The sequence below is a fragment of the Verrucomicrobiaceae bacterium genome (assembly GCA_016713035.1).
Classification (GTDB): domain Bacteria; phylum Verrucomicrobiota; class Verrucomicrobiia; order Verrucomicrobiales; family Verrucomicrobiaceae; genus Prosthecobacter.
This window is the reverse complement of sequence record JADJPW010000001.1, coordinates 417649-440055: the sequence shown is the minus strand read 5'-3', so window position 1 is coordinate 440055 and position 22407 is coordinate 417649. Positions and strand designations below refer to the sequence as shown.

Annotated in this window: 14 protein-coding genes and 2 pseudogenes; 7 read left to right on the top strand and 9 right to left on the bottom strand. The window is 58.4% G+C overall.

The window, feature by feature from the left end; all coding sequences use genetic code 11:
* Positions 1 to 23 precede the first annotated feature (23 nt).
* Positions 24 to 1559 carry an RIP metalloprotease RseP gene (gene rseP, locus IPK32_01835; protein ID MBK8090758.1) on the bottom strand — a complete coding sequence of 512 codons (1536 nt, stop codon included), beginning with the start codon at positions 1557 to 1559 and terminating at the stop codon, positions 24 to 26.
* 167 nt (positions 1560 to 1726) lie between these two features.
* Between rseP and IPK32_01830 the strand changes: the two genes are divergently transcribed.
* From IPK32_01830 to glmM, 3 genes are all read left to right on the top strand, one after another.
* A complete protein-coding gene (locus IPK32_01830) occupies positions 1727 to 2551 on the top strand; it encodes a DUF3313 family protein (GenBank protein MBK8090757.1) in 825 nt (274 codons plus the stop codon).
* Positions 2552 to 2679: 128 nt separating this feature from the next.
* A complete protein-coding gene (locus IPK32_01825) occupies positions 2680 to 3081 on the top strand; it encodes a hypothetical protein (GenBank protein MBK8090756.1) in 402 nt (133 codons plus the stop codon).
* A gap of 84 nt (positions 3082 to 3165) precedes the next feature.
* Positions 3166 to 4524 carry a phosphoglucosamine mutase gene (glmM, locus tag IPK32_01820; protein ID MBK8090755.1) on the top strand — a complete coding sequence of 453 codons (1359 nt, stop codon included), beginning with the start codon at positions 3166 to 3168 and terminating at the stop codon, positions 4522 to 4524.
* Positions 4525 to 4561: 37 nt separating this feature from the next.
* Here the strand turns inward: glmM and lpxD are convergent.
* From lpxD to IPK32_01800, 4 genes and pseudogenes are all read right to left on the bottom strand, one after another.
* Positions 4562 to 5613, bottom strand: a pseudogene (gene lpxD / locus IPK32_01815) (UDP-3-O-(3-hydroxymyristoyl)glucosamine N-acyltransferase).
* A 116-nt stretch (positions 5614 to 5729) separates the two neighbouring features.
* On the bottom strand, positions 5730 to 6353 hold the full coding sequence (locus IPK32_01810; GenBank protein ID MBK8090754.1) for an OmpH family outer membrane protein: 624 nt from the start codon (positions 6351 to 6353) through the stop codon (positions 5730 to 5732).
* A 71-nt stretch (positions 6354 to 6424) separates the two neighbouring features.
* Positions 6425 to 8698: an outer membrane protein assembly factor BamA gene (gene bamA, locus IPK32_01805; GenBank protein ID MBK8090753.1), complete on the bottom strand. Its 2274-nt coding sequence runs from the start codon at positions 8696 to 8698 to the stop codon at positions 6425 to 6427.
* 253 nt (positions 8699 to 8951) lie between these two features.
* A pseudogene (locus tag IPK32_01800) lies at positions 8952 to 10554 on the bottom strand (excinuclease ABC subunit UvrC).
* 243 nt (positions 10555 to 10797) lie between these two features.
* Here IPK32_01800 and IPK32_01795 point away from each other — a divergent pair.
* Positions 10798 to 11775 (top strand): PQQ-binding-like beta-propeller repeat protein, encoded by a 978-nt coding sequence (locus IPK32_01795; GenBank protein MBK8090752.1) that lies wholly within the window; start codon positions 10798 to 10800, stop codon positions 11773 to 11775.
* Entirely contained in the window at positions 11729 to 12106 is a 378-nt protein-coding gene (locus IPK32_01790) for a hypothetical protein (GenBank protein MBK8090751.1), read from the top strand. The genes IPK32_01795 and IPK32_01790 overlap by 47 nt, the downstream gene beginning before the upstream one ends.
* Before the next feature lie 6 nt (positions 12107 to 12112).
* Here the strand turns inward: IPK32_01790 and IPK32_01785 are convergent, their stop codons facing one another.
* The 4 genes from IPK32_01785 to folD all read right to left on the bottom strand — a co-directional run bounded on the left by IPK32_01785 (position 12113) and on the right by folD (position 19047).
* Positions 12113 to 12778, bottom strand: coding sequence for an HAD-IA family hydrolase (locus IPK32_01785; protein MBK8090750.1), 666 nt, complete (start codon positions 12776 to 12778; stop codon positions 12113 to 12115).
* A gap of 65 nt (positions 12779 to 12843) precedes the next feature.
* A complete protein-coding gene (locus IPK32_01780; protein MBK8090749.1) occupies positions 12844 to 15045 on the bottom strand; it encodes a DUF1553 domain-containing protein in 2202 nt (733 codons plus the stop codon).
* A 78-nt stretch (positions 15046 to 15123) separates the two neighbouring features.
* Positions 15124 to 18099: a PQQ-binding-like beta-propeller repeat protein gene (locus IPK32_01775; GenBank protein MBK8090748.1), complete on the bottom strand. Its 2976-nt coding sequence runs from the start codon at positions 18097 to 18099 to the stop codon at positions 15124 to 15126.
* Positions 18100 to 18165: 66 nt separating this feature from the next.
* Positions 18166 to 19047: a bifunctional methylenetetrahydrofolate dehydrogenase/methenyltetrahydrofolate cyclohydrolase FolD gene (gene folD, locus IPK32_01770; GenBank protein ID MBK8090747.1), complete on the bottom strand. Its 882-nt coding sequence runs from the start codon at positions 19045 to 19047 to the stop codon at positions 18166 to 18168.
* A gap of 429 nt (positions 19048 to 19476) precedes the next feature.
* Between folD and IPK32_01765 the strand changes: the two genes are divergently transcribed.
* Positions 19477 to 20451: a chemotaxis protein CheW gene (locus IPK32_01765; GenBank protein MBK8090746.1), complete on the top strand. Its 975-nt coding sequence runs from the start codon at positions 19477 to 19479 to the stop codon at positions 20449 to 20451.
* 83 nt (positions 20452 to 20534) lie between these two features.
* The gene (dnaG, locus tag IPK32_01760) at positions 20535 to 22379 is read left to right on the top strand and encodes a DNA primase (GenBank protein MBK8090745.1); all 1845 of its coding nucleotides are present in this window, start codon (positions 20535 to 20537) and stop codon (positions 22377 to 22379) included.
* The last annotated feature ends 28 nt before the right edge of the window (positions 22380 to 22407 follow it).

Sequence of the window (22407 nt, the reverse complement as noted above, 5' to 3'; positions counted from 1 at the left end):
AAGGCCAACCTAGTTAAACCGATTCAGGGCGCTGTCGTGGTGGCAGCGGGGCGTTTGTCTTTGGGGAGCCACTCGATTTGGAGCTCTTGGCTGTCTTTTTTAGAGCCACCGAAGATCCAGCTCGAAAAGACATCTCCTGCATCTTTGAAGGTGACGAAGATGAGGAAACCAAAGAGCAGCATGGCGCAGGCTGTCTGGATGTATTCGATGATCATGCCGCGTGGTGTGCGGCGGGTGATGATCTCTGCGAGGGCCATGGTGATGTGCCCGCCGTCGAGCACGGGGAAGGGCATCATGTTGAGGATGGCGAGATTGATGTTGAAGACGACGCTGAACCACAGGACGAGCCGCCAACCATCTGGGTGCTGGAAGAGCTTGTAGTAGAGGCGGCCTACACCGACGGGGCCGCTCATGTGCGAGAGGCCGAGGTCGCTGCGTGGGGAGGTGAGCTTGTCCACCAGGGCTCCCATGTGCTTCACGGCATCGTAAATTTGCTCTTTGGGAGTGGGGCCGGGGCGAGTGAGGTTGCGTTTGCCCTCTGTATCCCACTGGATGCCGATCATGGGGAATTCTTTTTTGTCGCCGATTTCCTTCATGTTGTTTTTATCGGGCACGCGAGGGGTGACGGGGAGTTCCAGCACCTGTCCTTCACGCTCGATGGAGAGGTTGATCGTTTTGCCGGGTGTTGCGCGGATGAGATCACTCAAATCACCTGTGCTACGCAATGGCTGGCCGTCTGCGCGGACGACGATGTCGTTGCCTTTGAGCCCAGCATCGTCTGCGGGGCTGTTTTTCATGATGATGCCTGCGACAGGTGTGGACTGGCCGCTGAGGCCGACTTCACGCAGGTCTGGGCGCTTGAAGATGGATTGCCACCAAGAGTATTGGGGGGCTTCTAGGGGCTTGCCGTCTTCAGTCTTCCAGTCCTTGGGATTGACGTCGAATTTCAGCAGTCCGGGCTGCCCTGGCCGCTCGACTTCAAAGGGGATGGTTTCGCCCTCACTGGCGACCATGCTCCAGCGCACGCTATCGACGAGCCCTTCGAAGCGCTTCACGGGATCGCCATCGACGGTTTTGACGATGTCTCCGGCTTTAATGCCTGCTTTTTCGGCTGGGCTGCCTTTGGCGACATGGCCGACGATGCTGGTGGAGTGGGATTCGCTTTGTGGCTTGCCGAAAAACCAGACGGATACAGCAAACACGCAGGCAAGCAGAAAACTGAAGAGCGGCCCGGCGAAGGCGACGATGATTTTATCGAGTGGGGTGATGGTGGGGAGCTGCTCGTGGTTGGACTCGCCTTCGAGCCCTCCCATGGGGGCCATCTGTGGTAGGGCGACGTAGCCGCCGAAGGGGATGCTGCCGAGGCCATATTCGACGCCATTGATGGTCTTGCGCCAGAGGGGTTTGCCGAACCAGACGTAGAAGCGGTCGATCTTGAGCCCGCGCCAGCGTGCAGCGAGGAAGTGGCCCCACTCATGCACGACGATCATGAGATTGAAGACGAGGATGACCTCCAGAATGAGGAGCACAGGGCGGAGGATGTCAAAAAGCCAGGACATGAGAGGTGTGGAGGGGGAAAAACGAGGAGTGGGGTCTGAAGGACCGTAAAAAGGCCGGAAAGCTACCACCCTGGCAGGTACGGTGCAAATGAACGGGCGGAGTTTCCGCGTGAAATGTGCTCTTTAGCAGGGATAATAGCTGCCCGGTGCCTCTGACCGGTCACGGAATGTACTTTTCCCAGCCTCTCATGACGATGTTTGTGTGCTCCATCCAGGTTTTTCGAAGCTGCGGTTTTCTGCTGCTGGCGGGGCTCTCGGCATTGAGTCTGCCCTCCTGCCAGACGGCAAAGACCGTGGTGGCTGCCACGGTGGTAAAGCCATCAGCTTTTCTCACGCATGGGACTGAGCTCAAGGAGGACCGGAATCGCTCTCCATTCCTGGGGAACTGGTGGACGCCTGATGCAGCGCTACAAACGGCGGCGGCGAATACACGGAGGCTCTACATCGCACCCGTGCGCTTCCACGAGACGCGGCCAATGAAGAACGTGCTAGCGCGGGCAGAGTTCAGCGATGAGCGCCGTGCCGCCAAGCTGCTGAAGCTGGCTGATTATGCGCATGAGCGCTTCACACGGGCTTTTAAGTCCGCAAAACACACGGATCATGAGATCGTCCCAGAGGCTGCGCCTGATGCGCTGCGTCTGGAGCTACAGATTTTGGAGTTCGAGCCGAATGCGATTAGTGGCTTCCTCGCACGTGAGACGGTGGATCTCTTCACTCTGCCTGCGGTGGGTGATTTGATCTCAAAACCTCTCCGCAGCGTCATCACCATCGAAGGACGACTCATTGAGCCGAAAAGCGGCAAGCCTGTCTTCGAGTTCGCAGACCGCGAAGAGGCGAAATCGGTGATCCTTCTGCCAGTGCAAGAGACCTACCCCACCGGGCAGGCCCGTTTTGCGATCCGTGAATGGGCAGAGCAGTTCGAGCTGCTGATGAGGGATGATCCGGGTAAACGTGCCCGCGATAGCCTGCCGGTGCGGCTATGGGCCTTTTGAAGCCGCCACATTGGCCTCTGGATCCGCCTGGGAGATGTGAGATTTGAGACGGGGCACTGACAGCCTTCTTACTTGATGAAAAGGCCGGTCTCTGGCGCATTGGGACGCGAACACAAAAGGCCCTTCCCATGCTTACTATCCACCTCCGCTTCTTGATGCTCATTGGCATGTTCTTATCGTCCTGCGCGGTGCAGCCTTATGGCACAGGGGTGCTCAATGAGACGCCTCGTATCGCCCCGGCCTACACACCGCTTTACAGCCAGCACAATAGCAACGTAGAGCCCACCAGATTCGTCTTTGCGACACGTCATGTGCGTCCCTACTACGCCAATTACGGCTGGGGCAGGCCTTATTACGGCTCCACCTGGTATGCGATGCCCTACAGCTCGCAGTGGCGTAACCCAGGCTACACGCGGTATCAGGAGTATGGCAGCCCCACCACGAGCTATGCGGTGCCCATGCGGCACTACGGTGGGTGGAGTTATGTGTATCGCCCTTCCCATCAGCAGGTGGTGAATGGTCAGTATTGATCCCGCGTATTTGGGGAAAGGGTGGATCGACTGCGAATCACACGTTTTGACACTCTTGTGCTTTTGGCTTAAAGCCGCCGCCTCATGTCTGAAAAGCGTCAATTCTTCGGTACAGACGGCGTTCGCGCTGTGGCCAATCGTCATCCAATGACCCCCGAGTTTGTCCTGCGCCTCGCGCAGGCATCTGCCGTCGTCATGGGAAAAAAAAACGGGTCCGAGCGCTCCCGCTGCGTCGTGGGGCGTGACACGCGTGCCTCTGGCGAGATGCTGGAGGCTGCACTGGCCGCTGGGCTGAACTCGGCAGGGGTGGATGTCATCCTCGTCGGACAACTGCCCACGCCCGCCGTGGCGATGCTCTCTGCGCAGCTCGGCACAGACTTCGGGGTGATCATTTCGGCCTCTCACAATCCCTTTAAGGACAATGGCATCAAATTCGTCCATGGCGATGGGCACAAGCTCGACGACAAGACCGAAATCGCCATGGAAAAGCTCGTCCTGGGCTCTGAGGACATGCCTAGGCCAGAGGGCCGTGGCATCGGCCGCATCACGCGGCTCGCGGATGGCGCAGAGCGCTATGTGAAGCACGCAGTGGCCTCCATGGGCGGTGTGCGGCTCGATGGCATGCGTGTGGCGCTGGATAATGCACATGGTGCAGCAGCCTACACCAGTGCGCTGGCACTGCTGGAGCTGGGCGCGGACGTGCAGGTCTTTCACAGCGAGCCAGATGGCTTCAATATCAATGAGGAATGCGGCTGTACGCACGCTGAGGAGATCGAGCGCATCGTGCGCTCCTCCCAGGCCCAAGCGGGTATCGCCCATGATGGAGATGCAGACCGTATCGCACTCTGTGACGAAGAGGCTAGCGCATTGGACGGTGATGAGCTGATGGCCATCGCCGCCGAGTCGATGCTGCGCAAAGGCACGCTGAAGCAGAGCACTCTAGCCGTAACTACGATGAGTAATTTCGGCCTCGATGACTTAGTCTCTCGCCTGGGTGGGCGGGTGATCCGCACGGATGTAGGTGACCGCTATGTGCTGGCAGAGATGCGCAGCCGTGGGCTCAATTTCGGCGGTGAGCAGAGTGGCCACATCATTTTTGGTGACTGGGCGACGACAGGTGATGGACTCATCGCGGGCCTACAGTTGCTCAAAATCATGAAGGAGACCGGCGAGCCCCTGAGCCAACTGCGCAAGTGCTTGAAGAAATTCCCCCAATCTGCCCGCAATCTGCGTGTCAGGTCCAAACCGCCCATCACAGAGCTAGTGGAGGCCCAAAAGATCATCACAGAGACCGAGAAGAAGCTGGGGGACTATGGCCGGGTGCTGCTGCGCTACTCTGGCACGGAGCAAATCATCCGCCTACTCATTGAGGGGCGCGATATCGAGTATCTCGATGCCCAGGCAGATAAAGTGGCCTCCGCCATCCTGTCGCAGATTGGCTAAATGCAGCGGGAATTCTCCAGTGGGGCTGGTTTGGAGCTCAGCCCTCCTTTTGCTCTAGATCGGCGATTTTTCGTTCGAGGTCACGCACTCGGTCGATCAGATCGGGTATTTTAGCTGGGAGAGCCAGCATCTTACGCCCCTCGATGAGCGGACGGGCAGGGAAGCCGGTATAGGCTCCCGGCTCGGTGATGCTTTTGCTGACGCCCGATTTCGCGAGGAGCATGACTTGGTCCGCGATTTCTAGGTGCCCAGCGATTCCGACTTGGCCTGCGATGGTGACATGGTTGCCGATACGGGTGCTGCCGCTGATGCCCGTCTGCGAGACGACGATGCTGTGCGGACCAATGATGACGTTGTGGGCGATCTGGACCAGGTTGTCGATTTTGGTGCCCTCACCGATCCAGGTGCGGCCAAAACGAGCACGGTCAATCGTCGTGCAGGAGCCGACTTCGACATCGTCATCGAGCTGGACGATACCGACTTGCTCGATCTTTTGATGACGGCCTTTGACCAGCTCATAGCCGAAGCCATCGGAGCCAATAACGCAGTTGTTTTGCAAAATGACGCGGTTTCCGAGCACGCAGCGCTCACGCACGGTCGAATTGGCATGCAGGAGGCAGTTTTCACCCAATATCGCCTCATGGCCGATGAAGACTCCTCCGCGCAGGATCGTACCATCTCCGATGCGCACCCCTCCTCAATGACCACACAGGGGCCGATACTGACCTTCTGTGGATCAAATACGGCGGAAGTAGCGACGGAGGCCGAAGGATGCACTCCAGGGGCAAACTCGCGGGCAGGTGGGCCGAAATGGCGGATCACGCTGGAGAAGGCGAGGGTGGGATTCTCACATCTCACGAGAGCCAAGCCCGAGGGCGTGTCCTCGCTGAGGACATAATCCATCGGGATCAGTGCGGCAGAGGCCTGGGTGCTCTTCAGTTGCGGGAGGTAGCGCGGATTCCCGAGGAAGGTAATCTCCCCTGGTCCTGCCTCACGGATGGAGTTCAGCCCATGCAGTTCTGTGTCGGCACCGCCGCGGAGGATTTCGCCGCTGACGAGGTCGGAAAGCTGCTGGAGGGTGAGCGTCATGCGTGGACACGAGGAGGGTTGCGTAATGGAGGGAACAAAAAAGCACGCCGGGCGAGATGCCGTGGCGTGCTTTTTAAAAAGTGACGCCAGGGAAGGCGCTACCGGGGGAGGTGAGCTTATTTCTTGGCTTCTTCGACAGGTTTGGCTGGAGCGACTTCTTCCTTCTTCGGAGCGGCGTTTTTGTTGAGCTCGACGATGACTTCGTTGGTGATGTCAGCCGCAGCTCCGTCTTTGGAGAAGACGAGCACTGGCACTGTGGAGAGAGAGACGCCCGTTTTGTCGAAAACCATGTCGATGCTGGTCTTTAGGGCGTGATCGCGCACGACTTTGCTGATTTCTTCATAGAGCGTCTGGCGGATTTTCATGTCCTCCTGCTTGAGCTGGCCGATACGGCGCTCTGCGAACTCTTGCATTTCCAACTCAAGGGCGCGGGCCTCTTTCATTTTGTCGTTCAGCTCGGCGATGGCTTTCTGGCGCTGATCAGGGGTGAGGATGGTGTCACGGGCCTTCTTTTCGAGCTGCTGCATCTCAGTAGAGAGCTTTTTATAGGCATCCTGGCGCTCACGCATCTCTGCGGCGGCTTTGTTGTAGTTGCCTTTATAGGTTTCGGCGGCTTCCTGGGTTTTGTGAAATTCCTCAAAAGCCTTCTTCATATCGACGACGGCCAGTTTCAGTTCGGCGGCGCTGGAGAGGGCCGTCGAGGCGGCCAGGAGGAGTGCGGTAATGGTGCTGCGGAGCATAAGAGTGGAAATGTGGAGGCATCTGGCAGGTTATGCCAAGTAAAACCTGCGTTAAGTTTGAGGTGCGGGGCTTAGAATTTGTAGCCCATGTTGAACTGGAAGCGGCCAGAGTCGCCCGTGAAATTGTCCCCCTGGTGTGGGAGGGCGTAGTCGATACGGATGGGGCCCAGTGAGCTCATGAAGAGACGCACGCCGAGGCCATAGTCGGAATAGACTTTTCCACCGACATCGAACGAGCTGGTGCCCACGCTGCCCACATCATAGAAGGCCGCGATGCGGAATTTTTCGATGATTGGCACACTGACCTCGGCTGTGCCGTAGAGGGAGCTCAGACCGCCGAGGGGCTCACCAGTGGCATCTTTCGGGCCAACATGGCGGAAATTGAAGCCGCGAAGATTGTTCGCTCCACCCAGGAACTGGCGCTCAAAGATCGGCACCGTGCCGCTGCCCCACGTATCCACGCTGGAGAATGCTCCCTCGAAGGACAGAATCACATCGCCTGGGAAGGTGAAGAACTGCTGGCCAGCAAAGTTGATACCCCAGACCTGGGCGTCGCCACCCAGGCCGGAAACAAGGCCGCCTGCCTCGAATTTATGCCCAGATCGGGTAATAAAGATGCTATCACGCGTGTCATGCACCCAGCGGCCATCGATCTTGCTCTGGATGTAGTCACCTTGTTCTTGACGGATCTGGGGTGAGGCGGCGGCATCAATATTGTCGATGCTGACCATCTGGAGGGTGTAAGTGGTCTCCCAATAGGCGTGCTCGCCCATCGACTTGCGCAACCCCACAGAAAAGCCGCCATTCGATTGGTCATACACATCGGAGAGGTAGAAGAGGTTACGGTAGAAGAGATCGACCGTGAGGGCCAGCTTCTCACCGCGGAACCAGGGCTCCGTCCAAGTGACGTTGAAGTCACGGCGGAGAAGACCGACGCGTGCATTGGCGTTGAAGCGCTGGCCGCCGCCTCGGAAGTCGCTCCAGTCACGGATGTCGAAATTCGTCTGGGTGACGCCGACGAAGGCGCTGATGCTGTCAATGGAACTGAAGCCCGCACCAAAGTTCACGGTGCCGGTGGTGGTTTCCTGGACATTGACGTCGATGTCCTTGCGATCTGGCGCGGAGGTCGGATTGGTGCGCACATCGACTTGGCTGAAGTAATTGAGCTGTTCCAGGCGGGTCTTGCCGGTGTTCATCTTCACGGTGTTGAGTTCTTCACCTGGGGCGATGGGTAGCTCGCGGCGGATGACTTCGTCCTTCGTCACGGAATTTCCGGTAATGTTGATGCGGTTGATGTAGAATTTGCTGCCTTCGGTGATGGCGTAGTTCACTTTGACCTGTCCTGGGCCGGCATTGAGGATGGAGGTATCTACGCGGGCGTCTGAGTAGCCGCGTGAGCCATAGTACTCCTGAATCATCTTCTCATCCGCACGCACGTCCGCACCAGAGTAGGGGAAGCCAGCCTCGGTGCTGATGCCGGGCATCAACTCATCCTGGGAGAAAACGGTGTTACCGGTGACGGAAACGCCTGCCACGTCATATTTTTGGCCTTCGACGCACACGAAGACAAGGTTCACGGAATTTCTGTTCACAGGGTCGCGACGGACTTCGACGACTTTGGCATACGCGTAACCGCGATCCTGCATGGCGTGCTCCACGGTCTTGATGTCGCTCTGGACGTCTTCGTTGTTGAGCTTGCCGGCCTTGCCCCAGATGCGCCAGAAGGTCTTTTCCTTCGATTTGAGCTTCTCACGCAGTTTGAAGTGCTTTGTGCAGGTGAGGCCTTCAAAAATGATGTCCTTGATCAGGCCGCGGGCACCTTCGTCGATTTTGAAGGTCACGGCGGTGAAACCTTCGCGGCTAGAGGGGGTGGTCTCATAGCTCACGCCTACATCAGGGTAGCCTTTTTTCTCATACATCTCACGGATGTCTGATTGGGCCGCAGCGAGCTTGATTTCATCCACCGCATCGCCCACGCGGGTTTTGATCTCCATGCGTAGCTTTTCGGCATTGAAGACGGTGTTCCCTGCAAAGTAAATCTCACCGATGGCTCCACGGCCAGAGATGGTCACGATCACATTCACGCCATTGCCGCCGATATTTTGTGCCTGGATGTCTAGATTCTCCACTGCGCCCGTTGCGTAAAGGCTGCGGATGTCACGCTCGACTGTCTCATCGAGATAGGGGGAGCCTGGACGCGTCGCCATCTGGCTGCGCACACGCGCTTCATCGAGGGTTGCAGCTCCTTTGAATCGCACGAAGACATTACGCACGATGCGTGCTCCAGTGGGGGCCTCACGCAAACCCAGATCCTGGGCATGGGTGATCGCGGGTGCGAGGAGCATCAGGGCCGATAATGTGGCGCGGCTGAAGGCGGCGCGAGAACGGCGGAGGATCAATTGCAGCATGATCGGGAGAAGGGGTATGGGGCGGGGATGACGTGTACTTAATAAGCCCACTCCGTAGAACGGATAAAGGCTGCACATTACTGCTTTCCCGCCCCCCTCGCGTCAAGATGGAAGTTCAGGCCTCTAAATTGTTCAGAAAGGCCATTCAAGACGCCTGATTCTGCCCCCAACGCATCCTTTTGCTCTCAGATCAGTCTTTTCGCGATTCCAAAAAGGACAACACCTCACTCGCTAGCTTTTCGCTGATGCCGGGCACTTCCGCGATTTGTTTGGCGCTGGCCTTTCGTAGTCTGGCCACAGAGCCGAAAGCCTTTAGCAATGCCGCTTTTCGAGCCTCCGAGATGCCGGGGCACTCATCCAGAATGCTCTCTGCCACGCGGCGGCGCAGGAGGAGCTGGTGGTAGCCATTGGCCCAGCGGTGGGCCTCATCGCGGATGCGCTGGAGCAGTTTCAGAGCACCGCGATCATGCGGGATGATCACTGGATCACTCTCACCGGGCCGATAAATCTCCTCATGTTCCTTGGCTAGGCCCACGATAGGTAAGCCATGCAGACCGAGTTTTTGCAATTCAGCCACCGCCATGCCGAGCTGGCCCTTCCCACCGTCCACGATCACCAAATCGGGCAAGGACACGAATTTCTGATTTTTGACCTCAGCTCGTCCAGAGTCCGCAAGGCGGCGCATCGCCTCCAGAGGAGCCTCTTGGCTGAATTCAGCGTTTGGGGCGGCCTGGGCCGCTTCGAGCAGGATGCGGGAAAAGCGCCGCCGGATCACCTCCGCCATGCTGATGAAGTCATTTTGGCCACTGACGGACTTGATGCGGTAGCGGCGGTAATTCGCGTTATCCGGCACGCCTTCTTTAAAACGGACCATGCTCGCCACGCAGTGCGCGGTGCCGATATTGGCGATGTCAAAGCACTCCATAACCAACGGGGGGCGCTCCAGGCGCAAAATATCCTGCAACTCACGCACATCCGCCATCGGGTCGATGGTGGACATCACCTTCATGCGGGCTCCACGCTCGAAGCGCCGCGTGCGCTCCGTCGTCTGTCGCATGCTCTGCACCATGTCGCGTAGTTCGGCGGCTTTTTCGAAATCCAGCCGCTTCGCAGCCGACTGCATCTCCTCCTCCAAGGCGGCGATGAGGTCTTTGCTCTTGCCTTGGAGGAAGTCGCAGGCCTCACGCACACGCTGGCGGTATTCCTCCGCTGAAATGCGTCCGATGCACGGTGCGGAGCAGTTTTTGATGATGTCGTTGCTGCAATGCTTGTAATCCGCCTCTCCGGGCCGCAAAGGGCGGCAGACACGCAGGCCGAAGCGCCGATTCAGCCACTCCAGTGTGATTTTGAGTGCTCCACCATGGGCGAAAGGGCCGAAATACTCCGCCCCATCCTCCTTCCGCAGCCGCGTGAGTCCGATGCGTGGAAAATCATCCGCAAAGTGCACCCGCACCATCCAGAAGCGCTTATCGTCCTTGAAGCTCACGTTGTAGCGCGGGCGGAATTCCTTGATGAGCTTCCCCTCCATCAGCAGCGCCTCCGTATCGCTGCGCAGCACATGGATTTCAAAGCTCCAAATACTCGCGATGAGTGCCTTGGTCTTCAGGCTCCGCCTTTTTCACCGCCGAGGGCAAAAAGTAATTCGAGAGCCGCTTGCGCAGATCCCGTGCTTTTCCCACATAAATGACGCGTCCAAGTCGGTCACGCATCACATACACACCCGGCGCATGCGGCACATCATGCAGCAGCGCTACGAAGTCAGGTTTTTGGGCAGGGATGGCAGACACGGGCATTTTTAGCCGATGTAGCCAGCGGCGTATTCGTGCTTCACATCGCTCTCTTCTTCAAAAGCGAGATACTCCTCCCCGGTCATGCGTGGCAGGCGGGCATAGTCGATAGCGGGTGGCGGCATGCGCGGAGGATAATGGCGACGCGAATACTTGCAAAGAGGACGTTTGCGCCCCGCCCTGGCCTCGATTTCTGCCTGGCGTGATCTTGCGTAACTTTTTCTGCGCAGGCGGGTTTCGCTCCGGGACATGAAATTGCTCCTCGCACTCACTTTCGCCTCCATCACGCTGCACGCTGCTTCTTCGACAGACTGGCCGCGCTTCCTCGGCCCCACGGGTGCTGCCCTTGCGCCGGAATCCAAGGCACCGCTGAAGTGGAGCGACTCCGAGAACGTGCTGTGGAAGTCCGAGATGCCCGGCCCCGGCTCCTCCAGCCCCATCGTGCTGGGGGATAAAGTTTTCATCACCTGCTGGAGCGGCTACGGCGACGCATCAGGATCGGATGACATGACGAAGCTCACTCGCCACCTCGTCTGCCTCTCCCGCACGGATGGAAAGCTGCTCTGGGATGCGAAAGTGCCCTCCACCGTCGCAGAGGACCCCTGGCAGGGCTTTATCACCGAGCATGGTTATGCCACCCACACGCCTGTAACCGATGGAGAGCGGGTGTATGTCTTCTTTGGCAAAAGTGGTGCCCTCGCCTTCGATCTCGATGGCAAGCAGCTCTGGCAGACCTCCTGCGGCACCAGCTCTGGGGATCGCCGCTGGGGCAGTGCCGCCAGCCCTGTGCTCGCGGGTGATGTGCTCGTCATCAATGCCAACGATGAAAGCATGGCCATCATCGGCCTGGACAAAAAAACCGGCAAACAGCTCTGGAGAGCCAAGGGCGAGTTCGGCATGGCCTACGGCACCCCCGCACTCTATCAGCGAGATGGCCTCACCGACCTCGTCATCGCCGTGCCGATGGAAATCTGGGGAATGAACCCCGAGACGGGCAAGCTCCGCTGGTTCGCCCCACATGGCATGAGCGGCAATGTTTCCCCCAGCATCATTTTTTGGCGAAAGCATGGCCTACGTCTTCGGTGGCTATCCTGCCACACGCAGTGCCGCGCTAAAAATCGGTGGCAAAGGCGACCTCGGAGCCGCCTCCGTGCTCTGGAGCAGCAACACCAGCTCCTATGTGCCCACGCCGCTTCTCAAGGACGGCCATCTTTTTGTCGTCAATGACCAGGGTTTTGCCACCTGCATCGACGCAAAGACCGGCGCAGATGTTTATCGCGAGCGAGTGATGCAAAACGACAGCGCGGGCGGCAGCGGTGGCGCACGCCGTGGCGGTGGAAAGCCTTTCTATGCCTCCCCCGTGCTCGTCGGTGACAAGCTGGTCTGCGTCAGCCGCAAAAACGGCACCTACATCCTCGCCGCCAAGCCCAAATACGAGCTCCTTGGCCACAATGTGCTCTCACTCGATAACTCGCAGTTCAATGCCACGCCAGCTGTCAGTGGCGATGTGCTCATTCTACGCAGTGACAAAGCCGTGTACGCCATCGGTACGAAATGAAGCCGGTCAAAACTCGCTCGCTAACTCCCGCAGCGACACATGCGCCAGCGACTCGACTCGTCGCCAAGCACCCTCGAAGTCGAGATGCCGCGTCATCGGCCCTGGGGCCACTACGCAGCGCATTTCGGCCGCTAGCGCTGCTTTGAGTCCATTGAGCGAATCTTCAAAGATCACCACCTCATCCGCTGCCATGCCTAGACTAGCCGCAGCATGCTGAAACAGGCTCGGGTCCGGCTTCACCTTGCCCGTATCATCCACCGTGGAAAAATGCACAAAGCGATGCCCCAGCGCGAGCTGCTGCATCCAGGAGTCGATCCACCAGCGTGGGCTGCTGCTGGCGATGGCACAGGGCAGCCCCAGCGATGCCGCCTCCTCCAGCCGCTCCAGCACACCGGGCAGCGGTGTCAGCGTCTGACGCAGCGTGTTTTCACGCTCACGCCGCTGTAGCTCCATCGCATCCCAGTCAAAGCGCAGGCCAGTCAGCGACTCCAGATCGCGGCGCGGATCATAGCTGGTGCTAAAATCCGTGCCCACCACTTGCGCATAGCGCTCCACTGGCAGCTCATGCCCGTGCTGCGCAAAGATTTCCTTCCAGGTGAGATACCCGGTGCTTTCGGTATCAACGATGAGGCCATCGAAATCGAAGAGGACGGCGCGGAGTGTGGCTGGCATGAAGTGAGATAGAGGAACTCTCCCGTTGGCCGAAAAACCGCCCCCGGCAATGCAAAGATGCCGACTCAGTGATTAAATAGAAACTCCTTCGTATTGATCAGCGCCCACAGCAGATCTTCGTAGCCCATTCGCTTTGCACGCTGCGAGTCGAGCAGCTTGCCTGCGGCATCCGTGCGTGGCTTTAGCAGATGCGTCTCCGCGATGCTCACCTCATCTGCCTCCGGCTCGCGTGAAAAGGCTGCGAGGTAAAGCTCCCGGATACGCTCCGGCTCTGGCTTCTCCGCACGCGTCAGCAGATCCGCACGGCCATTGGATGCCGCTAGCTTCGATTTCACGTCCGATGCATTCATCAGGTGCAGACTCTGCGCCAAACTCGCCGACTGCGTGCGCTCACACTCACACACACTCGTCGCCTCTGGACGGCCAAACACCTTTAAGAAGGGCGAAGCGCGGTTGTAGCTATTATCTGGCAGTGAAACGGCACGCGTGCCGGGTGGTAGATCGGCGAAGTCCGTCTTCGAGCCCGTCACCATGTCGATGCTATCGAGAAGCACCTCCGCAGGCATGCGGCGCGGGTAAAAGTGCGAGTACGCCTGCCGGTCCACCGCATTGTGCTCATTCGGCATCGCACTGAGCTGGTAGGTGTGACTACGGGCGATCTCACGCACCAGGGACTTCAGGTCATAGCCACTGTCCGTGAAGTGCTTGGCCAGAGCATCGAAGAGCTCTGGATTGCTCGGCGGGTTCGTATCACGCAGATCGTCCTCTGGCTCCACTAGGCCGCGCTTGAAGAAGTGCTTCCAATACCGATTCACCAGCGACTTCGCGAAAAACGGGTTCGTCTTTTTACTCATCCAATCCACCAGCGCTAGGCGCGGATCTTCATCCGGCGGGATGTCCAATGGCGGCTCTCCCAGTCCCGCAGGCCGTAGCATGACGCGGGTCTTGCGGTGCTCCGTCTGTGCAATGCCACGCTTGTGGAAGATGAGGTCCTCACCCGCGATGGCGGTCGGTTTCCGACCGATCTGGCTGAAGAACGCCGCCAGATGATAGTACTCCGCCTGCGTCCATTTCTCGAACGGATGATGATGGCACTGCGCACACTGCATCCGCACACCCAGGAAGAGCTGCGCCACATCCTCCAGTTGCACATTCGGTTCCTTCACCCGCTTGTACCACGCCACGGGTGGATTCGATACGATGGTGCCCGTGGAGGCCAGCACTTGCCGCACGATCTGATCGTAGGGCGCATTCGCCAGCAGGCTATCCCGCATCCATGCGTGGAAGGCGAAGTTCGCCGTGATGTCTGCGGCCTCGGTGCGCTGGTTTTTGAGCAGGGAGGTCCATTTATTGGCGAAATAGTCCGCATAATCAGGTGAGGCCAAAAGCGAGTCGATAGCCCTGTCACGCTTATCGGGCCGCTGATCACTCAAAAACGTGCGAGTCTCCTCCGGAGTCGGCAATCGGCCCGCAATGTCTAGCGACACGCGGCGCAGGAAAGAGCTGTCATCACAGATGGGCGATGGTGGCACCCCGATCTGCCGCAGATTGGCAAAAACATGCTTATCGATGAAGTTTTTCTCCGGCGGCATCGAGACGACAGGAGCCCCTAGTGGCACCGAGATGCTGCAAACTGACACTTTGCCGCCATAGCGGACCATCACGGCCACATTGCCCGGTAGATCCAGCGTGCTCACCAGCCCGCTCTCGCTCGCCGTGGCCATCGCCGTGTCATTGGCCTCAAAAAGGGCCTGTTTCGTCACATCGCGGCTGCTTCCATCACTGTAAGTAGCCTTCACTTGAAGTTGGCGCTGTGTTTTGGCCTGCATCGTCACGCGAGCGGGCTCCACGGTGATTTGCGTCAGCTTCGCCTCCCCTGGCTGCTCGTAGGGCATCCCCTCCGCGATCCAGCGCACCAGCGTCTGAAAAGGCTCCGATCCGGGCTCGATCTTCTTCCCGCCCGTATGCGGTACGATGGCGGCCCCTTTCGTGATGAGCAGGCTTTCCTCTGGCGCTGGCGGGAACACGCGTCTGCCTTTTCCTTGTTTCACGATCGCCTCGTAATCCTCCTCCGGCTCAAAACCCAGCACACTGAGGCGAAAACCGCGCTGGCCCGTGATCGCCTTTGCATGGCAAGCACCCGCATTGCAGCCCGCCTTGGTCAAAATAGGCTGAATATCGTTCACAAAGCTCAATGGCTGCTGTGGAGCCGCCGCGAGGCTGATGCCAGCCAGCAACGTCCATCCAATAAAAACCCGAGGTGTCATTTTTGCGCTCACAAGAAACCTACGCTGTGAGAATGGCGCTTTTCGCCCGAAAACTTAGTCTCCATCGCCTCAAACGCCTCACTCCCCCTGAAGGGCGAACCACGCTCGCATCTGGTAGCTGCAATGGCATTTCGAAGAGCCATCCGGCACCAAAACGAGACCAGAGGCGGGAATCGCATTGATCCAGCAACTAGGGCGTATGCCGCCATAGTTTTCAGTCCCCGCTTTGCGAGTGAGATCCACATAGCCGAGCGTGGCACTGCGAAAGAGCATCAGATTCTTGCTCGCGGCGATCTGTCCGCAGCCATAGGAGCGCTGGAGTTCGAATTCGACCGGTGAACCCGTTTTTAGATCCCAGGCACCGCCTTGGGAATAAATCGTCGAGTCATTGATGAGCGGGCGGGTCTGATATTTGCCGTCTTGATCCCACAAGCGCTTCCCTGTGGCAATGTCGAAGCCGGCGAGGCGTCCACCCACTTCCGATGGCAGCTCGAAGAAGTTATGCCGCACGGCTTTGTAGTTCATCAGCAGCACGCCGTGCTTCGCACTGACTGCCACCTGAGTCCCCCAAATGTCTTCCTTGTTTTCCCACAGGACTTTGCCCGTGGCAGAATCCAGCGCGATCAGAGTGCCCGCCGGAAGCTGGCTGTGCGTGAGCTTCGGTGCTGATTTGCCATCACGGCGCGGATTGCTCACGCGATCCGCCTCGATGATCGGGCGGTCGATCAAATAGACACGCTCTCCAGCGATGGCGACGCTATTGTGGCGGATGGAGCCTTGGGGCTCATACTTCCATTTGATCGCACCAGTGGCCGGATCAGCCGCAAAAAGTAGCACAGACTCAGTACGCAGATTTGTGAGCTGATAACGCGGACTCACATTATGCGCGGCGTTTTCCACCGAGCCAAAGAGTAGCCCATTTTCAAAAGCCAGATAGCCCCAGTTGCGGTTCACAGCATCCGTCGCGACTGGCGTGGCGAATTCACGCACGAGCTTGCCCGTCGCCAGGCTGATCCGCAGGCAGCGTGAACCGCTTTTGACATAAACAGAGTCGCCACCGATGCAGAACGGACCACCCGTGTCTCCGATGCCGACATCATGATGGATGCCATCGAAGTCGATGAGCAGATTCTTCACATCAAACTCCCATAGCTTGCGCCCATTGTAGGCATCCAGGCAATAGAGGCCGTGAACACCACTCGTGACCATGTAACCCTGCGCAATGAGTGGTGCGGGGCCTTGTCCATGACGATTCGCGATCTCGAACTCGACATCGCGGAACCAAAACATCGACAACTTGCCCTTCACCAATTCATCATCCGAGCACAGTGTATTCGCGGCGCTGCCATTTTGATGCGTCCAGCTTCCTGCACCGCTTGGAGCATCAGCTTTTTCGAGCTTTAGACTGTCGCGATGGCAAATGAGACCGCTGTAAGGGCGGCGCAGACGATCCATCTCCTTTTGAATCGCTGGCGTGACCTCTTTCGGTGCAATGACGAGGTTGGCGAACTGCTTGGGAAAGCTCGTAGCATCCAACTTACCAACCTGCACGGACACACGCGTGCCGTAGAGGCCTGCGTGGGCGATTCGTTCCCGCGCTGCCTGTGCAGCGGCGGCATCACTCTCCACGACGACGATTTGCAATTCGGATTGGCGGGCCAAAGCGAGGGCAAAATCAGCGTGACCTGCTCCGAGCACGACGGCGTAGCCTTCCGTGATTTTCGCGGCATCGAGGATGTTTTTTGCCTCTGCCATCGCGGCGGCATCGAGCGACTTTTCTTCTGCTAGTGGCACCGGGGCGGGCAGCGGAGCAGGATCACCATCAAAGAGATAAACCATGCCTTTGTCCGTGGTAGCGACTACACGGCCATGACCTGCCGCTAGCCCCAGCACACGTCCTTCGACCTTTTGCTTCCACCACTCTGTGCGCTGCCCGTTGTAGTCGATGGCGCTGATTTGCCCGTCAAAGCCGATCACCGCCTCTGAGCCAGTGATGATGAATTCGAGCACTTCTTTTTCCAGCGGGGTGAGCTTGTCCTGCACCAGCGAGCGCACCATCGACGCTGCGCCTTTGCGGTCGATTTTTTCCACATCTTTCCAGCGATAGGTGGCCAGGGAGCGTCCTTCGGCACGCACCACCCCACCGGGAATAGCCACCGCCGAGCCCATGCCGAACTGCGAGGTCATATCGCCCGTCTTGACATCAAAAAGGCAGCCTGCATTCAAAAAGCTCGACTCCGTGAGCACCGTGCGCGTGCCGCCGCGCTGCTGGTTTTTTTGCAGATGATAATAGAGCAGCTTTCCATCACTACGCTCGAACACCGCTGGCACAGCGCGGCCTGTGGGCACGATCAAAGCACTCTCATCAGCCAGCAGGTAGCCCTGTGGAGCCACACCGCTCACAGCCTCCGCGCCGCCATGCGGCTGGGCCATGAGAATGCCGCCCGACTCGCTATTTTGCCAGATCGGAGTGCCCGTGGCCGCATCCAGCGCATGCAGGAACACACCATCACTCGGCCAAATACCCGCAGAGTAATACACTTGATCACCAAGCACCACCGCCCCACCCCGTGCAGGCCAATGTGAGATCATTCGCTCATTCCCGAGCACCTGCTGCGGTCCCGGCCCACCACGATGCTGCCATAGCACCTTCCCATCGCTCAACGCGAGTGCGTAGAGATGCCCATCATCACTCACCACGAACACGCGGTCCTTCCACGCTGCTGGCGCAAAGCGCACCGGTCCACCCGTGAAGAATCGCCAGCGCACAGCCCCCGTCTTTGCCTCCAGCGCATACACCTGATCATCCACCGAGCTACCGAACAGCACAAGATCACCCACAATGATCGGTTGGAACGCCAAATCATACTCCATGCGCTCGGAGGTCGGCCAGGCTGGCTTTGGAGCTGCTGGAAGACGAAACTCCCAGCGCTGCCGGAGTTGATTGGGGATCGTTTCTGGCGAGTAACCACTACGCGAGGCATCACCACGATAGGTAGGCCAGTCAGCGGCAGTTAAAGACGAGGCAAGAAGGCAGAAAAAAAGCGTGCGCATGAGTCGAGATGCAAAAAACGCCTCGGATGAGCCGAATCTGGCTCCTACCGCCAATGAGGGATCAAATCAGCGTCCCGTGGCCAATTTGGCTGCCTTGATCGTATTGGCCATCAGCATCGCGATGGTCATGGGACCCACGCCGCCTGGCACAGGCGTGATGGCGCGGCACTTCGGCGCCACTTCATCAAAAGCCACATCACCAACCAGCTTGTAGCCTTTTTCAGAGCCTGGATCGTCCACGCGATTGATGCCCACATCGATCACCACGGCTCCCTCGCGCACGTGCTCCGCTCTCACGAAGCCTGGGCGGCCAATCGCCGCGATGATGATATCCGCCTCGCGGGTGATCGCAGCCAGATCCTTCGTGCGTGAATGCGCCACCGTGACCGTCGCGTCACCGCCCGGCCCTTTCGCCATGAGGAGCATCGCCATCGGCTTCCCAACGATCATGCTGCGACCGATGATCACCGCTCGGGCGCCCTTTGTCTCGATCCCGGCCTCCATGAGCAGTCTCTGGCAACCCAGGGGCGTGCAAGGCACGAAGCCAGATGCATCCTCCAGCGCCAGCTTGGCCACATTGACCGGGTGAAAGCCATCCACATCCTTCGTGGGCTCGATAGCTCTCACGATCGCGCTTTCGTCGATGTGAGCAGGGGGCGGACTTTGCACCAAAATGCCGTGAATGGCCGGATCAGCATTCAACTTGGCCACCACAGCCAGCAACTCCGCCTGCGACGTCGTGGCAGGTAATTCCAACTTCACCGAGTGCAGCCCGAGATCGCGGCACTTTTTATCCTTCGAGCGCACATAAGCCCGCGAGGCAGGATCATCCCCCACCAACACCACCGCCAGCCCTGGCGTGACACCACACGCCTTCAGCGCGGCGATTTCCGCTTTGCATTCCAAAAGTACTTTTTCTGCGACCTGATTTCCTGAGATAAGCATCATGCCGCTCGGTGCCCCGCCTCCAAGGCTTCGTCAAGTCGTGTCCTGAGTAGGAAATGGCGTCATGCGCCGCGGTGCTCGGAGCGCACGCTCGCAACCCCGTGTTTTGCAGGCCCGTGATGCTTACTATATGCGCGGCATTAAGTTGTTGCGTCCTACCAATGACACGACTACTTTTGGGCCATGGCTCTACTCCCTTCGACTCCGCCGACTGGCTCAGGATCGCCCACGTTCCTCCCTGAAGTTTCTTCGCCCCGATTAGTCGGTGGCATTTCGGATGGTCTAGCGTCCGAAACCACTTCGTCGGCGAAGACGTCTCCACTCATCGGGGTGGATGCGAAGACGTCTATTTATTCATTTGCCAGTGGTTGGAAGGGGCGGCGTCGGCGGATTTTGGGGTTCAAGGAAAATGCCTCCAATTGTTACCACGCGATGTCTCGCACCTGCGGCGGAGCTGTGATCTGGGATGATGTGGAAAAGGAGGCGCTGCGGCGTGTTCTTTGGCGTCTGTCGGAGTTCACGGGGGTGCGCATTTTGACCTACTGTGTCATGCATAATCACTTCCATGTTTTGGCGGAGGTGCCAAATCGGGAGTCGTGGTTGGAGCAGCGTTTTTCAGGCCCTGAGGGCGAGGCGAGGCTGCTTCGCCACCTGCGGATTCTGTATAGCCGAAGCTATATCGAGTCTCTCCAGGTGGAGCTGGCAGAATGGAGAAAATGCGGTCAGGAGCGCCTTGCGCAGGAGCGATTGGAGGGGATTCGGCGGCGTTTTTGCGATCTGACGGTCTTCATCAAAGAGGTGAAGGAGCGTTTCTCACGGTGGTATAACAAACGTCACCAGCGCAAGGGGACCCTTTGGATGGATCGCTTCAAATCGGTGCTCGTGGAGGGGCGAGATGAGCCTCTTTTGACAATGGCGTTGTATATTGATTTGAATCCTGTTCGTGCCGGTATTTGCGCTGATCCGCAGAATTACCGCTGGTGTGGTTACGCAGAGGCCTTGGCGGGTGATGTGGCATGCCAGCGTGGTATTTGCCGCGTGATGGCGCATGATGAGGATGCTTGGCTGAGGCACTCTGTTGGTGAGGGATACCGGCGCATGCTTTTCGATACGGCAGTGGAGGTCTTGGATGATGAGGGAAAGGTCGTGCGCAGTGGAATCACCCGCCGTGCAGCCGAGGACGTGTTGCTCACGGGTGGAAAGCTCTCACGGGGCGATCTGATCCGTCACAGAGTGCGTTACTTTAGCGATGGTGTGGCGCTGGGTGGTCGAGATTTTGTGGAGGCAGTTTTTCGCCGCAGACGTCGACAGTTTAGTCCGCAGCGCAAAAATGGGGCGAGGCACCTCGCTGAAGCGGATGGGCAGCTTTTTTCACTGCGAAATTTACGCGTTAGGCCCATCGGATAGCTGGAGAAACGAATGCTGAGGGATGGATTCGCACGGCTGGTCTTGCGCCTAGCCAGCATGCGCTCCACACTCTGGTCTCCAAAATGGGCCGTATCCCTGAAGAAACCGTTAACCAAATCCTCGCCGCGACAGACATCGTGGCGCTGATCGGTCGTAGTGTGAAGCTGCGTCGTGCGGGCACGAATTTCACGGGCCTTTGTCCATTTCACAATGAGAAGACGCCTTCTTTCAATGTGAGTCCATCACGCGGCACCTATCATTGCTTTGGCTGTGGTGCGGGTGGTTCCGCGATTCGATTTATTATGGAACAGGATGGCATGTCGTTCGTCGAGGCGGTGAAGCGTCTCGCCGATGCTGCGGGCATCCGGGTGGAGGAGGAGGTGTGGGATGCGAATGCTGAGGCAGAGGCGAAGCAGCGCTCACTGCTACTTCGTGCGAATAAAGAGTCTGCAGAGTGGTTTCACGCGTTGCTTCTGAAGCATAAACTCGCCGCGCCAGCTCGTGAGTACCTGAAGTCTCGTGGCATCAATGCTGAGATGGCCAAGCGTTGGCAGATGGGCTATGCGCCGCAGAGTACGGCCTTTTATCGAGAATGGATGGCTCAACAAAAGCTCTCTGAGCAGGCGATGGTCGATGCTGGCATCTTTACCCAGCCGGGGCCGGATGACAGTGGCCACATTAGCCGTCCTTACGCTCGCTGGCGGCACCGTCTGATGTTTCCCATTCGCAATGACAATGGCGACGTGATCGCCTTTAGCGGTCGTATACTCGATCCTGAGCAAAAAGGCGGAAAATACGTCAATTCACCCGAGACGCCGGTTTTTAGCAAGAGTCGTGTCCTTTTCGGATTCGACAAATCGAAGCGCCATATCGCCAAAGCGGGCCAGGCCTTCATCTGCGAAGGCCAGATCGATATGATCATGGTTTTCGAGGCTGGTCTGCAAAATGTCGTCGCAGGGCAGGGGACCGCTTTCACCGAGCAGCATGCTAAAATGCTCAAGCGCCTCTGCAACGAAGTCATTCTCTGCTACGATAGCGACGGCGCAGGTCGAAAAGCTGTCGTGAGTGCCTTCGAGCTGCTTTCTCCGCACGGTCTCATGGTGCGTGTGGCATCGCTGCCGCCTGGGGAAGACCCAGATTCACTGATTCGTAAGCAAGGGGCCGATACTCTGCGTGAGATCGTGATGAATGCGCCAGAGTTTTTAGAGCACCAGATCCGTGCCATGCGCTCCGATGCAAAGGGCGACGGTATGGCCGAGCGCGTGCGCATGGCTGGCCAAGTCGCTGGAGCGATCAGCATTTTCACTGGTGTGGCCCAGCGAGTCGCGGCGGTCAATAAAGTGGCCAAATTGCTCGAAATCTCGGAAGATGAACTCGGGCGCATGGTCACCCGTGCGGCCAAAGACCGCGAAAAGCGGCCTCAGAAGTCCGATGAGGCCAAGGACGCCGTGAAACCCGATGAGAGTGCCAAAAAGCTACTCGCCGCACAACACCCGAACGCGATGCTCCTCTGTCAAATCGCCCTCGCGGATGCCCAAGTGCTCCATTGGCTCCGCTCTGAGCCCTGTGAGCAGATTTTGAATGATGTCCCCGGCACGGAGTTGCTTTCGCTGCTCTGGCACAGTCGCTACGATCCGATGGATGACATTTCACAGACTACATTCCTAGCAGGACTCGAGCGGCATGAGGAGGCTGCGCTGGCCCAGCTCATCGCACGAAAGCGCCCCCCTGGTGGACTCGAAGAGGCGCGGCAGACGCTCGATACCCTCGAAGTCGCCCGGCTACAAAGCCTCATCCAACGGGCAAAGGCACGCATGCGCCAGCCCGACCAGCAACCCGACGATATGGCCGCCGAGCAGGAACACGTCATTGAGTTGACCGCACAGCTTAAAGAAAGCCTTGACCGCTTGCGACCTGCCCAGCATTAGTCTGGTTCGCTTTCTTAGCCCGAAGCGA